16 protein-coding genes are annotated in these 15,071 nt (G+C 70.7%); 12 read left to right on the top strand and 4 right to left on the bottom strand.

Translation table 11 applies throughout. The annotated features are described in order from the left end of the window. Positions 1 to 83 precede the first annotated feature (83 nt). Positions 84 to 1,457, bottom strand: coding sequence for a D-alanyl-D-alanine carboxypeptidase/D-alanyl-D-alanine endopeptidase (gene dacB, locus FHP06_RS11255; protein WP_147686800.1), 1,374 nt, complete (start codon positions 1,455 to 1,457; stop codon positions 84 to 86). Positions 1,458 to 1,467: 10 nt separating this feature from the next. Here dacB and FHP06_RS11250 point away from each other — a divergent pair, with 10 nt between their 5' ends. Beyond that, positions 1,468 to 1,998 carry an inorganic diphosphatase gene (locus tag FHP06_RS11250; protein WP_456236637.1) on the top strand — a complete coding sequence of 177 codons (531 nt, stop codon included), beginning with the start codon at positions 1,468 to 1,470 and terminating at the stop codon, positions 1,996 to 1,998. 3 nt (positions 1,999 to 2,001) lie between these two features. Here the strand turns inward: FHP06_RS11250 and FHP06_RS11245 are convergent, their stop codons facing one another. After that, entirely contained in the window at positions 2,002 to 2,601 is a 600-nt protein-coding gene (locus tag FHP06_RS11245) for a TetR/AcrR family transcriptional regulator (protein WP_230973489.1), read from the bottom strand. A gap of 79 nt (positions 2,602 to 2,680) precedes the next feature. Here FHP06_RS11245 and FHP06_RS11240 point away from each other — a divergent pair, with 79 nt between their 5' ends. The 3 genes from FHP06_RS11240 to FHP06_RS11230 are packed head-to-tail and all read left to right on the top strand — an operon-like array spanning position 2,681 to position 5,768. Next, positions 2,681 to 4,150: a flavin-containing monooxygenase gene (locus FHP06_RS11240; protein ID WP_147686796.1), complete on the top strand. Its 1,470-nt coding sequence runs from the start codon at positions 2,681 to 2,683 to the stop codon at positions 4,148 to 4,150. Positions 4,151 to 4,173: 23 nt separating this feature from the next. Continuing rightward, a complete protein-coding gene (locus FHP06_RS11235) occupies positions 4,174 to 5,133 on the top strand; it encodes an NADPH:quinone oxidoreductase family protein (protein ID WP_147686794.1) in 960 nt (319 codons plus the stop codon). Further along, a complete protein-coding gene (locus FHP06_RS11230; RefSeq protein WP_147686792.1) occupies positions 5,133 to 5,768 on the top strand; it encodes a DUF2461 domain-containing protein in 636 nt (211 codons plus the stop codon). The genes FHP06_RS11235 and FHP06_RS11230 overlap by 1 nt, the downstream gene beginning before the upstream one ends. 86 nt (positions 5,769 to 5,854) lie before the next feature. Here the strand turns inward: FHP06_RS11230 and FHP06_RS11225 are convergent, their stop codons facing one another. Next, complete coding sequence (locus tag FHP06_RS11225) at positions 5,855 to 6,841, bottom strand: aldo/keto reductase (protein WP_147686790.1); 987 nt, start codon at positions 6,839 to 6,841, stop codon at positions 5,855 to 5,857. Positions 6,842 to 6,887: 46 nt separating this feature from the next. Here FHP06_RS11225 and FHP06_RS11220 point away from each other — a divergent pair, with 46 nt between their 5' ends. From FHP06_RS11220 to FHP06_RS11195, 6 genes are all read left to right on the top strand, one after another. Beyond that, positions 6,888 to 7,319, top strand: a complete 432-nt coding sequence (locus FHP06_RS11220) for a helix-turn-helix transcriptional regulator (protein ID WP_147687075.1) — start codon at positions 6,888 to 6,890, stop codon at positions 7,317 to 7,319. A gap of 15 nt (positions 7,320 to 7,334) precedes the next feature. Next, positions 7,335 to 7,736, top strand: a complete 402-nt coding sequence (locus FHP06_RS11215; RefSeq protein ID WP_147686788.1) for a VOC family protein — start codon at positions 7,335 to 7,337, stop codon at positions 7,734 to 7,736. Between the two features lie 19 nt (positions 7,737 to 7,755). Next, the gene (locus FHP06_RS11210) at positions 7,756 to 8,361 is read left to right on the top strand and encodes a peroxidase-related enzyme (RefSeq protein WP_147686787.1); all 606 of its coding nucleotides are present in this window, start codon (positions 7,756 to 7,758) and stop codon (positions 8,359 to 8,361) included. Positions 8,362 to 8,459: 98 nt separating this feature from the next. Further along, the gene (locus FHP06_RS11205) at positions 8,460 to 9,659 is read left to right on the top strand and encodes a calcium-binding protein (RefSeq protein ID WP_147686785.1); all 1,200 of its coding nucleotides are present in this window, start codon (positions 8,460 to 8,462) and stop codon (positions 9,657 to 9,659) included. A 79-nt stretch (positions 9,660 to 9,738) separates the two neighbouring features. Beyond that, positions 9,739 to 10,983, top strand: coding sequence for a calcium-binding protein (locus tag FHP06_RS11200; protein ID WP_147686783.1), 1,245 nt, complete (start codon positions 9,739 to 9,741; stop codon positions 10,981 to 10,983). A gap of 158 nt (positions 10,984 to 11,141) precedes the next feature. Then, complete coding sequence (locus FHP06_RS11195; protein WP_230973488.1) at positions 11,142 to 12,347, top strand: SGNH/GDSL hydrolase family protein; 1,206 nt, start codon at positions 11,142 to 11,144, stop codon at positions 12,345 to 12,347. Here the strand turns inward: FHP06_RS11195 and FHP06_RS11190 are convergent, their stop codons facing one another. After that, positions 12,348 to 13,256 (bottom strand): MBL fold metallo-hydrolase, encoded by a 909-nt coding sequence (locus tag FHP06_RS11190; RefSeq protein WP_147686781.1) that lies wholly within the window; start codon positions 13,254 to 13,256, stop codon positions 12,348 to 12,350. A gap of 35 nt (positions 13,257 to 13,291) precedes the next feature. Here FHP06_RS11190 and FHP06_RS11185 point away from each other — a divergent pair, with 35 nt between their 5' ends. Together FHP06_RS11185 and FHP06_RS11180 are read left to right on the top strand one after the other, a co-directional pair. After that, entirely contained in the window at positions 13,292 to 14,128 is an 837-nt protein-coding gene (locus tag FHP06_RS11185; protein ID WP_147686779.1) for an SCO6745 family protein, read from the top strand. A 242-nt stretch (positions 14,129 to 14,370) separates the two neighbouring features. Beyond that, positions 14,371 to 15,063: an SCO2322 family protein gene (locus tag FHP06_RS11180; RefSeq protein WP_147686777.1), complete on the top strand. Its 693-nt coding sequence runs from the start codon at positions 14,371 to 14,373 to the stop codon at positions 15,061 to 15,063. Positions 15,064 to 15,071: the final 8 nt, after the last annotated feature.

Here is a 15,071-nt window from a genome sequence, read left to right as displayed (position 1 = left end):
CGTCAGGGTGACGAAACCTCGCAGGTCATCGGGCTCGCCGCGGACGTGGTTTCGATACGCCACTCGCTGGCGCTCGCGGCTACTCAACCACCGGAACAAGAGCACTTTGCCAAGGCCGCGGCGACCCGGTCCAGGGCGGCCTGGGTGACGAAGCCGTTGATCGCGCTGGTCCGGTCGGTCATGACGGCGAAGACGATCGGCGTGCCGGTGCGGTCGGTGACGTAACCCGCGAGGGAGTGGACGCCGGTGAGGGTGCCGCTCTTGCCGCGCACGGCGCCGCGACCGTCCTTCGCCGTGTCGAACCGGCCCTTCAGCGTGCCGGTGAAGCCGCCCACGGCCAGGTCGGCGGCGAGACCCGCCGTGCGCGGCGACGTCATCGCGGCCGCCACGGTCTCGGCCAGCGTGGTGGGTGAGATCCGGTTCTTGCGCGACAGCCCGCTGCCGTCGGTGAGCACGAGGTCCGAGGTGTCGACGTCGAGCCGCTCCAGCACCTTCTTCACCGCCGCCGCGCCACCCTCGAACGACGCCTTGCCGCCCGCGGCCGCGCCGACGTGGCGCAGGAGCACCTCGGCCGCCTGGTTGTCGCTGTGCGTGATCATCGACTCCACGATCCGAGCCACCGTCGCGCTGCGGACCTGGGCGACGAGGGTGTCGCCGCCGGCCTCGGTCTCGGTGACGTCACCGGTGACGTCGATCCCGCGGTCGCCCAGCAACCGGGCGAACGTGCGGGCGGCCGCGGCGGCGGGGTCGTCGACGCGTCCGCCGCCCTCCACCCCCTGGTCGGCCCAGAGCGCGCTGACTCGCGTGACGATGTCGGCGCTCACGTAGTCGGACTCCCACGCCGGGCTGGCGCCCGGCCCGGTGAACAGGGACGCGTCGTACCCCAGCCGGACGGACGTCCGGCCGTCCTTCTTCAGCGCCGCGGCCGTGCGCTTCGCCAGCGTCGTGAGGTCGGCCTTCATCGCGTAGACGGGCTTCTTGGGGCGCTTCGTCGCCAGGTACGGGTCGCCGCCGCCGACGAGGACGATCCGGTCGCCGGAGGAGACGACGCGCGTGGCGAACCGCGACTGCGGGTCGAGCTCGGTGAGGGCGGCCAGGCCGGTGAGCAGCTTCGTGGTGGACGCCGGCACGAAGCCGCCGGAGCCGACGGAGCCGGCCACGGCCCGCGTCACGGGGTCGACCGCGGCGAAGCCGACGTGCTCGCCGAGGGCGTCGTCGGCGAGGGCCGACCGCACCGCCTTCTCCACCGCGTCGGCGTCGACCCGTGCGTCGGCGGCGGCGGGGACGGTGGCGGCCGCAGGAGTGGTGCCGCGATCCATCGCGTCCGGGGTCGACAACGCCGACGCACCGCACTCCCCGTCGTCGCAGATCAGGTCGTTCAGCCGGCCGTCGGTCCACGCCACCACGGTCAGTCCGGCCACGACGGCCAGCACCAGCGCCGCGACGACCAGGGTCACCCCGCCCCTGATGCTGTCCCGACCGGCCACATGGGTCACACTAGGAGACGTGATTTTCGACGTGACGGTGGAGATCCCCAAGGGGGAGCGCAACAAGTACGAGGTCGATCACGCGACGCACCGGATCCGGCTCGACCGGACGCTCTTCACCGCCACGCAGTACCCGGCCGACTACGGATTCATCGACAACACCCTCGGCCTGGACGGCGACCCGCTCGACGCCATGGTGCTGCTGTCGGCGCCGACGTTCCCGGGCTGCGTCATCGCATGCCGCGCCATCGGCATGTTCCGCATGACCGACGAGGCCGGCGGCGACGACAAGGTGCTGTGCGTGCCCGCCAAGGACCCGCGCCAGGAGCACCTGCAGGACATCCACCACGTGCCCGAGTTCGACAAGCTCGAGATCGAGCACTTCTTCACGGTCTACAAGGACCTCGAGCCCGGGAAGTCCGTCGACGGCTCCACCTGGACCGGACGCGCCGAGGCGCAGACCGAGATCGAGGCCAGCTACGAGCGGTTCCGCCTCAACGGCGGCTACTGAACGTCAGGGACGCAGCACGGCGCGCATCATCGCGGCGAACACGTCGACGTCGATCGACGCGTCCAGCGACCGCATCGCGCCGAGGCCGATGCCCATCCCGAGCAGCCCGACGGCGGCCTGCTCCGCGCTCATCGGCAGCGCGATGCCGGCCTCCGCGGTGACCCGCCGGACGAGCTCCGCGATCGCCGCCGTGACCTCGCGGTGGCGCTTGGCCAGCTCGGTCGCGACGTAGGGGCTGCGCCGCGCAACGGCCGCGAACTCCACCTCGAGCGCGGTCCAGCGCGGCTGACCGATGCCCTCGCGGGCCCAGGCCGTGAACGCGTCGATGCGGCTGTCGAGGTCGCCGTCGCCGGCGAACGCGTTGAGGACGCCCTCGATCTGCTCCTCGTGGATGCTGTCGAGCACCGCCATGCACAGCTCCTCCTTGCCGGAGAAGTTGGAGTAGACGGCGCCCTTGGAGAACCCTGCGGCGACCGCGACCTTGTCGAGCGAGCTCGCGGCGTAGCCGTCGGTCAGGAACATCTCGCGCGCGACCTCGATGAGCTTCTCGCGCGTCTGTGCCTGCCGCTGGGCTCGGCTCTGAGTGGCCTGGTCGACGGTCACGCTCGACATCCCTTCCTCGGCCGACGGCGTCGGCTCCATCACATTGGCACCCGTTACAGATACCGATAGTATCCGAAACGTGATCACCACGGACATCATCGTCGTCGGCACGGGTTTCTCCGGCATGGGCGCCGCCATGAAGCTGCGCGACTCCGGGCGGGAGGACTTCGTCGTCCTCGAGAAGGCCCACGACGTCGGTGGCACCTGGCGAGACAACACCTACCCCGGGTGCGAGTGCGACATCCCCAGCCACATGTACTCGTTCTCCTACGAGCTGAAGAGCGACTGGAGCAAGAGCTTCTCCGGCCAGGAGGAGATCTGGGCGTACATGCGGAACGTCGCCGACGAGCAGGGCATCCGCAAGTACATCCGCTTCGGCGTCGAGGTCACGGGCGCCACCTGGCACCAGGACCGCGCCCGCTGGGTCGTGCACACGAAGGACGGCGACGACTACGAGTGTCGCGTGCTGATCGCCGGCGTCGGCGGCCTGCACATCCCGAACATCCCCGAGATCCCCGGCGCCGAGTCGTTCGCCGGCCCGACGTTCCACTCGGCGGGCTGGGACCACGAGGTCGACCTGAAGGACAAGAAGGTCGTCGTCATCGGCACCGGCGCGAGCGCCATCCAGTTCATCCCGATCATCGCGCAGGAGACCGGCCACCTCACCGTCTTCCAGCGGACGCCTCCGTGGGTGCTGCCCAAGAACGACCACCCGACGCCGGAGTGGCGCAAGAAGCTGTTCAAGCGGGTTCCGGGCGCGCAGCGGCTCTACCGCGACGCGCTGTACTGGGCGCTCGAGTCGCGTGCCATCGCCTTCAACGGCCACCTCAACGTGCTGCCGTTCGCCGAGCGGATCGTCCGCCGCTACCTGAAGAAGACGATCCCCGACCGCGAGCTGCGCAGGAAGCTCACCCCGGACTACCGGCTCGGGTGCAAGCGCGTGCTGCAGTCGAACACGTACTACCAGACCTACCTGCGCGACGACGTCACGCTGAGCACCGACGGCGTGCAGGAGATCGTGGCCGACGGCGTCATCGACGGCAACGGGGTCAAGCACGACGCCGACGTGATCATCTACGGCACCGGCTTCCACGTCATCGACGCGTTCGACTACCTCGACATCAAGGGCCGTGACGGCGTCGACCTCGCCGAGCAGTTCCGCGAGAACGGCGTCGAGACGTACATGGGCATGACGATCCACCGGTTCCCGAACCTGTTCTTCATGCTCGGCCCCAACACCGCGCTGGGCCACAACTCCGTCGTCTTCATGATCGAGCAGCAGACGAAGTACATCGTCAAGATGCTCGACGAGATGGACAAGCAGGGCGCCGTCGCCGCCGAGGCCACGAAGGAGGCGCAGGACGCGTTCAACGCCGAGATCCAGCGCCTCGTCGAGAAGGGCATCTGGACCCAGGGCGGCTGCACCAGCTGGTACCTCGACAGCCAGGGCAAGAACCGCACCATCTGGCCGAAGTTCACGTTCCAGTACTGGTGGGAGACGAGGAAGGTCCAGGCGGACGACTTCGCCTGGCAGAAGACCGCGGCCTGAGCACGGCTCGCTAGTCTCGCGGCATGCGCACCGCTCAGATCACCCGGCTCGACGGTCCCTCCGCGGTCGAGATCTTCGACGCCCCCGATCCCGAGCCCGGCGACGGCCAGGCGCTCATCCGGGTCCGGGCGGCGGGAGTCTCCTTCCCGGAGGTGCTGCAGACCCGCGGCCTGTACCAGCTCAAGCCGCCGACGCCGTTCGTCCCCGGCTCGGAGGTGGCCGGCGAGATCGTCTCCGCACCCGAAGGATCCGGCCTGGCACCGGGTGACCGCGTCGCCGCGATGGCGTTGCTGGGCGGGTTCGCCGAGCAGGTCGTCGCGCAGGCCGACATGTGCTTCCCGCTGCCGGACAGCCTCTCGTTCGAGCAGGCCGCGGCCATCCCGCTCAACTACCTCACCGCCCACTTCGCGCTGGTGAAGCGCGGGCAGCTGGCGGAGGGCGAGCGCGTGCTCGTGCACGGCGCCGCGGGCGGCGTCGGCACGGCCGCGATCCAGGTGGCCAAGGCGTTCGGCGCGGGCCACGTGATCGCGGTGACGTCGACGCCGGAGAAGGGCGAGGTCGCCTCGGCCGCGGGCGCCGACGAGGTGCTGCCGGTCGAGGGGTTCAAGGACGCGGTCAAGGAGGCCGGTGGCGTCGACCTGGTGGTCGACCCGGTCGGCGGCGACCGGTTCACCGACTCCCTGCGCTGCCTCAACGACGACGGCCGCATGCTCGTCATCGGCTTCACCGCCGGCGAGATCCCCACGGTCCAGGTCAACCGGCTGCTGCTCAACAACATCAGCGTCGTCGGCGTCGGCTGGGGCGCGTACGTGCTCAAGCGCCAGGGCTACATCCGCCAGGAGTGGGACGAGCTCGTGCCGCACATCGAGTCCGGCGTCATCGACCCGCCCATCGGCGCGACGTTCCCGCTCGAGAAGGCCGCCGAGGCGTTGGCGAGCATGGACGAGCGCCGGGCCACCGGCAAGGTGCTCCTGATCCCCTGATGGCGGAGTTCCAGGGGTTCCCCGAGGCCGCGCTCGACTTCTACGACGACCTCGAGATCGACAACACCAAGGCGTTCTGGGAGGCGAACCGGTCCGTCTACGACGAGGCCGTGGCGGCGCCGATGAAGGCGCTCGTGGCCGAGCTGGAGGACGAGTTCGGGACGGCGAAGATCTTCCGGCCGTACCGCGACGTGCGGTTCGCCAAGGACAAGACGCCGTACAAGACGCACCAGGGCGCGTTCGTCGCGAAGGGCCCGTCGACCGGGTACTACGTGCAGATCGGCGCGCCGGGAGTGCGCGTGGGCGTCGGGTTCTACGAGGCGTCGTCGGAACGGCTCGCAGCTGTGCGGTCGGCGATCGCCGACGAGGCGCACGGCGCCGACCTCGAGCAGGTCCTGGCCGACCTCACGGCGGCCGGCTGGACGCTCGGCGGCGACACCCTGAAGACCGCACCACGCGGGTACGACGTCGACCACCCCCGCATCGCGCTGCTGCGGCACAAGTCGATGACGCTGGGCAAGGACCACGGCTTCGCGCCGATCATCCACACGCCCGAGCTGCTCGACCAGGTGCGCGCCGACTGGCGCGAGGCCACCCCGTTCGTCGAGTGGGTCCTCGCCCACGCCAAGGCCTGACGCCCCGTCGACCGCGAAATGTGACGCCCAGGGCGCTATACGGGTCCCGTAGCGCGCTAAGCGTCACATTTCGCGAAGACCGTGGGTCAGAGGTGGACGGCGCGCATGCCCGCCTCGGGGTACCGCGCGCCGGCGGTGACGCCCACGGGTGCGGCCTCGTCGAGCTGGGCGAGGTCGTCGGCGGTGAGCTCGATGTCGGCGGCGGCCACGTTCTCCTCGAGGTACTTCCGGCGCTTGGTGCCCGGAATCGTGACGACGCCCTCCTGGTGCATCACCCAGGCGAGCGCGAGCTGGCCGGGCGTGACGCCCTTGGTCTCGGCGATCGCCTTGACCTTCTCGACGACCGCGAGGTTCCGCTGCAGGTTCTCGTCGGTGAACCGCGGGTGGTTGCGACGGAAGTCGTCGTCCTCGAGGTCGGTGGCCGACGCGATGGTGCCGGTGAGCAGCCCGCGACCGAGCGGTGAGTACGCGACGAACGCGATGCCGAGCTCACGGGTGGTGTCGAGCACGCCGTTGGTCTCGGGCTCGCGCGCGAACAGCGAGTACTCGGTCTGCACCGCGGTGAGCGGATGCGTCGCGTGGGCGCGGCGGATGGTCTCCGGCGCCGCCTCGGAGATGCCGAGGTAGCGGACCTTGCCCTCCGTCACGAACTCGCTCATCGCGCCGATGGTCTCCTCGATCGGCACGTCGGGATCGACGCGGTGCAGGTAGTACAGGTCGATCGTCTCCATGCCGAGGTGACGCAGCGAGCGCTCCACGGCCGTGCGGGCGTACTCCGGGCTGCCGTCGACGGGGCCGCGCTCTCCGTCGTCGCTGACGTGCGTCGCGAACTTGGTCGCGAGCGCGAACTCGTCGCGCCGGTGGCCGATCGCCGAGCCGATCAGCTGCTCGTTCAGGAACGGCCCGTAGATCTCGGCGGTGTCGATCAGGCTGACCCCGAGGTCGAGCGCGCGGTTGAGCGTCGCCGTCGACTCCTCGTCGTCACGATCGCCGTAGAAGGCGCTCATCCCCATCGCTCCGAGCCCCTCGATCGAGGCCTCCAGTCCCTGGCTTCCCCATGCAGTTGTCCTCATGAGCCCATCCTGGCGCGGGGCGCCAAGGCAGAATGGACGCGTGGCCATGACCGACGAGCTCGCCAAGGAGCTGAGCGACTACACGTTGCTCCGTCGCGCCAAGGACCTCATGGATCGCGAGTACGACCAGCCGCTCGACGTGCCCACGATGGCGCAGGAGGCGCTGATGTCGCCGGCGCACTTCGCGCGCCAGTTCCGGGCCACCTACGGCGAGACGCCGTACTCGTACCTGATGACCCGCCGCATCGAGCGCGCGATGGCGCTCCTGCAGCGCGGCGACATGACCGTCACCGACGTCTGCATGGCCGTCGGTTGTACCTCGCTCGGCTCGTTCAGCTCGCGCTTCACCGAGCTGGTCGGCGAGACCCCGTCGGCGTTCCGCGCCCGGGAGCACGACCCCGCGGAGGCGGCGATCCCAGCCTGTCTCCAGAAGGACCGCAGGCGAGCAGTTCTGAAGAAGCGCAAGGACGAAGGCTGACGGGAGACTCGGCGCATGAGCATCTCACTGACCACCACTCACCTGACCGTCCACGACGTCGACCTGGCCCTCGCGTTCTATCGCGACACCCTCGGCCTCACGGTCACCAACGACGTCAAGAACGACTACGGCCGCTGGACGTCGGTCCAGACGCCGGGCCAGTCGGACATCACGATCGTCCTCTCCGAGCCGCACGCCGGCCGGTCCCCCGAGGACGGCGACGCGCTCGCCCGGCTCCTCGCCAAGGGCGCGCTGAACGGCTTCATCTTCGCCGTCGACGACCTGGACGCGACGTTCGAGAAGGTCCAGGCCTCCGGCGCCGAGGTCCTGCAGGAACCCATGGACCAGCCGTGGGGCGTCCGCGACGCCGCCTTCCGCGACCCGTCGGGCAACACGGTTCGTCTCAACCAGGCCTGACCGACCTAGGGTGGGCGCCATGAGCGCCCACCCGGTCAGCCGCTTCGGTCACGTCGAGCTCGAGGACTTCCCCGACGACCTGCGCGAGCGGGTCGCGCCGATCGCGGAGAAGTCCGGGTTCGTACCCAACGTCTTCCGGGCGCTGGCGAGGCGGCCGCGTGAGCTGAGGGCGTTCCTCGACTACCACGACGCGCTCATGGATCCCGGCGGGGGTGCCGGGCCCGGGGCGGCAGAAGGTGCCGATGAAGGACTCAGCAAGGCCGAGCGCGAGCTGATCGTCGTGGCGACGTCCGCGGCGAACCACTGCACGTACTGCGTGGTGGCCCACGGAGCGATCCTGCGGATCCGGACGAAGGACCCGGAGATCGCGGACCGGGTGGCCGCCAACCCGTTCGGCGTGGACCTCAGCGAGCGGCAGCGGGCGATCGTCGACCTGGCCCTGCAGCTGGCACTCGAGTCGGCGACGCTCACCGACGCCGACCTCGACCAGGCCCGCGAGGCCGGCCTCACCGACGACGAGATCTGGGACGTCGGCGCGATCACCGCCCTGTTCGCGCTGTCGAACCGGATGGCCCACCTGACCGCCCTGCAGCCCAATCCCGAGTTCTTCACGATGGGGCGCTGACGTCGCGTAGTGCCGATCTCGGCACTTCTCGGGTTCTCGTCCGACCCCGGTCGGCGTGGGTGCACGATGCAACCACGAGGGGTGACTGAGGAGATCCGATGAGGCCCACGTTCCACCGAGACATCGCACGCAGGCTCAAGGCGGCAGCCTTCGCGACCACGATCGTCGCGGCGCTCACGCTCGCGCCCGCGGCCGCCTCGTTCGCCGACGACATCGACGGCGGTCCAGGACCCAGCGTGGTCGTGGGCAGCAACGACGACGACCACCTCAACGGCGACTCGGACGCCTCCGACTCCGGTCTCGCCGTCGTCGAGGGCGATGACGACGTCATCGACGGCAACGGGGGCGCGGACGACATCGCCGGCGACGGTGATGCCGCCGCCGTCGACACCGCCGTCGTCAACGGCGGCGACGACACGGTCGACGGCGGCGACGGGGACGACTCGATCTTCGGGGACGGATCGGCCAGTGCCGTCGACAACGCTGCCGTCCACGGCGGAGACGACGTCATCCACGGCGGCGCGGGCGACGACTTCATCGTCGGTGACGGCAGCGCCGGCGGCGCGGAGTCATCGCTCGTCGAGGGTGGCGACGACATCCTCTACGGCGACGCGGGTGACGACATCATCTACGGGGACGGCCTCGCGAGCCTCGTCGGTGGTGAGGTGCTCGGAGGCGACGACGAGCTGTACGGCGGGACCGGCGAGGACTACCTGGACGGCGACGGCGGCAACGACCTGCTCTGCGGCCTCGGCGGCGGCCAGGTCAACCCCGAGGACGACACGCTCTACGGCGACGAGGGCTCCGACCTCGCCTGCGCGGTCGACGATCATGCGGTCGTCTCGGCCGGCGAGAAGACGTTGATCCAGCTCGCGGCCAACGACGAGCAGCTCGACGACGAGGGCAACGGTGACGGGATCCTGCAGTACACCCTCGGTGCGATCACCGGCGACATCCTCGACGCCGTGCTCGACGCCCTGACCGGCGAGCTGGCCGTCACCGCCGGGTGCGCCGGCGGCACGCTGGGCTACACCGTCACGCGCGACGACGTCGACGCGAGCGAGCTCTCCACGAGCGCGGTCGTCACGATCGAGGCCCGCGACGACGGCATCTGTGCTCCCGGCGGGGGGTCCGACGCGCCGACGACGAGCTCGGTCGACGACGCCGCGGTCCTGCCGGACACCGGCGCGGGCGGCAGCCTGAACGCCATCGGCGTCAGCGGCCTGGGTCTCGTCCTCGGCGGCGCGTTCGTGCTGGGGACCACGGCGCGGAGGCCACGCGCACGTCGGCGGGCGTAGCAACGATTCGGCGAATTCTCCAGCGGCGCTCGTTCGCCGCTGCAACGATGGGACCACCATCTCGGACTCAAGGGGAACCATGCATTCTTCGCTCCGCTCGCACCCATCACGCAGACTCAGGAGCGCCGGCTTCGCCCTCGCGCTCATCACCGCACTGACCCTCGCGCCGGCCGCTGCATCGTTCGCCGACGACATCAACGGCGACGACGGCGCCAACGTCCTCGACGGCACGACCGGGCCGGACGTCATCGACGGCCAGGGCGGCGACGACTCGATCGCGGGAGACGGCAGCGCATCGGGTGGACCGATCGTCATCCTCGACGGCGACGACGACGTCATCGACGGTGGCAGCGGCGAGGACGAGATCCTCGGCGACGGCGAGGCCGACGGAGACCTGGTCGGCGTCGTGAACGGCGGCGACGACACCATCAACGGTGGCGACGACGATGACGAGATCGCCGGCGACGGCTTCGCCAGCGGTCTTGTCGGAGGCTCCGTGTTCGGCGGAGACGACACGATCCACGGCAACGGCGGGGACGACCTGATCCTCGGTGACGGCGCGGCCGAAGGCTTCCTCGGTGCGATCGTCGACGGCGGTGACGACATCCTCTACGGCGACGCCGGCAACGACACGATCTACGGCGACGGCTTCACCGACTCGTTCCTCGGTCTGGACGGCGTGATCGGCGGCAACGACCAGCTGTACGGCGGCACCGGTGACGACTACCTCGACGGCCAGGGCGGCAACGACCTGCTCTGCGGTCTCGGTGGCGGCCAGGTGAACACCGAGAACGACACTCTCATCGGCGGCGCGGGCTCCGACCTCGCGTGCGCCGTCGACGACGATGCGGTCGTGCCGGCCGGAGTGCAGGTGCAGCTCGACCTCGCGGCGAACGACGAGACGCTCGACGACGAGGGCACCGAGGACGGACTCCTGCAGTACACGCTCGGTGCGATCACCGGTGGCATCCTCAACGCCGTCATCGACGCGCTGACCGGCGAGCTGACCGTCACGGCCGAGTGCGACGGAACCGTGGGTTACACCGTCACCCGCGACGACGTCGACGCGAGCGTGCTGTCGACCAGCGCGGTCGTGAACATCGATGTTCGCGACGACGACGCGTGCTTCCCGCCGCCGGACGACGGAGGCAGCGACGAGCCGACGACGGACGAGGCCGACGACGCCGCGGTCCTGCCGGACACCGGCGCCAGCGGGGGCCTCAACGCCATCGGCGCCAGCGGCCTCGGCCTGCTGGTCGGCGGCATCGCGGTGATCACCGTGGCCTCGCGCCGCAAGGTGCAGCCCGTCGAGGTCAAGGCCTGACGCAGCCAGAAGAACGCACGGATCGGCGTGCGGCCCGGAGACGGGTCGCACGCCGATTCTTTTCCTGCGTCGGTACTTCCCCCGATGTGACCTGAGTCACTAAGGTCGTCCCGGGCCACAGCGGCTGGAGGGAGCCACCCAACCCGGAAGGCACCCGCATGCTGCTCACCCGCGCTCGATCCCTGCTGATCGTCCTCGGCCTCCTCGTGTCCGGCCTCGCTGTCACCACCGCGCCCGCCCAGGCCGACGGCCCCGGCGCCGGCTCTCCATGGGTCGTCTCGATCGGCGACTCCTACATCTCCGGCGAGGCCGGGCGATGGGCCGGTTCCTCCAACAGCAGCGCCAGCCGGGCCGACGCGCTCGGCAGCACGGCGTACTTCGACAACGGCAGCAGCGAGACGATCGAGCGCTGCCACCGCAGCAAGAGCGCCGAGATCTACATCGGCGGCGGCGTGAACGGCCTCAACCTGGCCTGCTCCGGCGCCGAGACCGCCACCGACGCCGGCGGCGACTACTTCAAGCCTGGCATCGACTTCTACAACGGCGGCACGAACCGCCAGGGCCAGGCGCTGATGCTGCAGACCTTCGCCGCGACGCACAACGTGAAGATGGTGACGATCTCCATCGGTGGCAACGACTTCAACTTCGCCTCGATCGTGCAGTCGTGCGTCGTCGACTTCCTCTACTCGCCGTCCTGGTGGAAGGACTACTGCAAGGACGACAGCAGCGTCACCGCCAACTTCACCTCGGCCAACGTGAGCGCGGTGAAGACGCGCATCTCCAACGCGTTCAAGAACGTCCGCACCGCGATGCGCAACGCCGGCTACGCCGACAACGCGTGGACGCTGCTCGTGCAGAACTACCCGTCGCCCGTCCCGACCAGCTCGGGCTTCCGGTACAGCCAGAGCGGCTACACGCGCCAGAGCACCGGCGGCTGCGGGTTCTGGAACGCCGACGCCGACTGGGCGAACAGCAGCGCCCTGCCGACGATCAACAACACGGTCGTGGGCGCCATCAGCCTCTCGGGGCTCACGAACACGCGGACGCTGAACCTGGCCTCCGCGTTCAACGGTCGCCGGCTGTGCGAGTCCGGCGTCGGCCTCTACGAGGAGGTCGGCATCAGCAACTGGCAGTCCGCCGGCGCGGTCGACCGCACCGAGTGGGTGAACCAGATCCGCACGGTCACCACGGCGGGCAGCAGCCCGTACTACATCCAGGAGTCTCTGCACCCGAACTACTGGGGCCAGCTGGCCACCCGCTCGTGCGTCCGCCAGGCGTACAACGGCGGCAGCCCGCGCAGCGGCACCTGCGTCCGGACGGCCAACGGCCTGCTCAACGGCGAGCCGAGGATGACCCTGCAGTAGTCACCAGGGGTTCTCGGCCTGCCAGACCGTCGGCAGGCTGAGCCCCACCCCGTCGTCGGCGGCGAACCTCGACAGCACGCGCATCGTGTGGTCGAGGTCGTCGCCGGCGTACGGGAGGGCGCGGAGCGGGCGGTCGAGCGGGCGGAAGAAGTCGTCCCAGTGGATCAGCACGACGGACCGAGCGCCGACGGCCCGGACCGTCTCGTGCCAGTACGCCTCGAGGTAGGCGTCGTCCTGGAGGCCGAGCTGCCCGACGCCGAGGTAGACGACGTCGGCCCGGCGCCCGTCGAGCGCCTTCTCGACGAACCCGGCGCTGCCTTGGACCAGCAGGCTGCGCCCCGACGCGTGGCGCACCAGGATCGACCAGGCCTCCCCGCACGCGTAGGCGGCGGCCTTGGCCGGCGGGACGACCGGCTCGGTGATGATCCCCGGGAACCGGTCGGGCGGGCAGTGCGCCGACTCGATCATCGTGATCTCGTAGGCGCCGAACGTCATCGACTCGCCGGACGTCGCGACGACGATCCGCTCGTCGGCCAGCCCGTGGCCCACGCCGATCTGCCGCGCCGACTCCCCGCCGACCAGCGAGGCGCCGGTGCGGTCGGCGACGACGGCCGAGTCGAGGGCGTGGTCGAAGTGCGTGTGCACCGGGAGCACGGCGGCCAGCGACGTGATGCCGGCGCGGCCGAGGCAGGCGTCGATGCGCTCCTCGTGCGGAGCGATCCGCCGCAGCGCGACGTCGAGCAGGCCCGGGCGACTGAAGAACCCGTCGGTGAGGATCGCCGACGCCCCGTCGTCGACGAGCAGCGTCGCGACCCCGAGGAACGTGACGGACAGGCCGCCGTCCGCGGCCGGGACGTCGAACCGGTCGGCGTACCGGGCGACGTCAGGGCGGCCGAGCTTGAGGCGCATGCCGGTCAGTCTCGCGGATCGGCCAGACTGGGGCGATGGCGGTGCGGCGCGAGTTCTGGCAGGCGATCGAGGTCCTCCACGACGTGGTCTACTTCGCCCCGGACGTGAAGGACCGCTTCGACGCGATCGGCCTGCGCGGCTTCTGGATGGGATACGTCGCGTCCCGCTCGGCAGCGCTGGGCACGCCGTCACCCGAGCTCGTGATCGCGACGTTCCACGGCTTCGCTCCGGAGCGGATCCATCGCGCCCTGCCCGACGCGTGGGCGATGGCCGACCGCGAGACCATCCTCGCCACCCGCCTGGACCTCGCCCGCGACTGCCTCGCCGGGCCGCTCGCCGACACGGACGTCCCGCGTCTCGCCAAGGAGCTGACGTCGATCGTCGCCGGCCTCGACCACGCCGGCCGTCCGCTCGCCGCCGCCCACGCCGCGCTGCCCGCACCCGACGACGACCTGGGACGGCTGTGGCACGCCGCGACCGTCCTGCGGGAGTACCGCGGCGACTCGCACGTCGCGCTGCTCACCGCGGCCGGGCTCGACGGCGCCGCCGCCAACGCGCTCGCCGAGGCCGACGGCCGCACGCGCGACGACCAGCGGGTCAGCCGCGGCTGGACCGAGGAGGAGTGGGCCGACGCGTACGAGCGGCTGCGTCGTCGCGACTGGGTCGACGCGTCGCGCACCATCACCGCCAACGGCCGCGCCGCGCGGGCCCAGATCGAGGACGCCACCGATCGCGTTAGCGCCGCCTGCTTCAGCGAGGAGATGCAGGCCCGGACGATCACGCTGGAGTCGGCGCTGGTCGCCGCGGCACGCGCCGTGGGCGACGCCGGCGCGGTCACCTTCCCCAACCCGACGGCGACGCGGCTCCCCTGACCTGCCCCGTCGCCGATGGGCTAGATTGTCGGCACCTGCCTCACCACGGGGAAGCCGGTCGAAGTCCGGCGCTGACCCGCAACCGTAGGCCGTGCCACCCGCACGGCGAGCCGGAGCACCGCGGAGAGACAGCGGCTCCATCAATCCGTCGAGGTCTACGGGACGGAGCCGGGCGAGGCTCCCTCCAAGGACCCGCGGCCCGGTCCCCGTCTTTCGGATCGCCGCATCGAAAGGTCCAGGACATGCATCGTCCATCCCCCCGTCGCCGCGCTGTCGGCGCCCTGCTGGCACTCCTGCTGGCGGGACTCACCCTGATCGTCACCGCCGGCCCCTCGGCCGCCGAGGACGGCTACCGCTACTGGAACTACTCGCACCTCGAGAAGGGCGAGATGGTCTTCGCGCAGACCGGCCCCGGCCAGTTCGTCCCGAAGGACGGCGCCGTCGAGGGCTGGCGGTTCGGCACCTCCACCGTCTCGCAGGGCATCGCCCCCCGCGCCGACCTGACCAAGGTCACGTTCGCGAAGGCCTGCGCCGGCGAGAAGAAGTCGGCCACGACCAAGCGCGTCGCCATCCTGATCGACTACGGCACGAAGGCCGACGCCGACGGCGCCGACGTCCCCAAGGCCGAGGCCGCGTGCGCGGTCGTCCCGACGAAGGCCACGGGCACCCAGGCCCTGGAGTCGGTGGTCAAGCTGCGCACCGACAAGGAGCAGATCTGCGCCCTCGACGGGTTCCCGGCCTCGGGGTGCGGCGTGCCGGTCAAGGACGCCACGATCCCGGCCGACGAGCAGGCGGTCACCTTCGCCCTGCCGTCGAGCGACACGGCCGACAGCGACGACTCCGACACGCCCTGGACGCTGATCGGCGTCGCGGCTGCCGTAATCGTGCTCGGCGGCCTCGCCGTCCCGCTGTACCGCCGCAACCGCGAAGGCTGAGCGGACCA

It is taken from the genome of Aeromicrobium terrae (assembly GCF_008039565.1).
GTDB classification, from domain to species: Bacteria; Actinomycetota; Actinomycetes; order Propionibacteriales; family Nocardioidaceae; genus Aeromicrobium; species Aeromicrobium terrae.
This window is presented reverse-complemented; position numbering and strand designations above follow the sequence as displayed.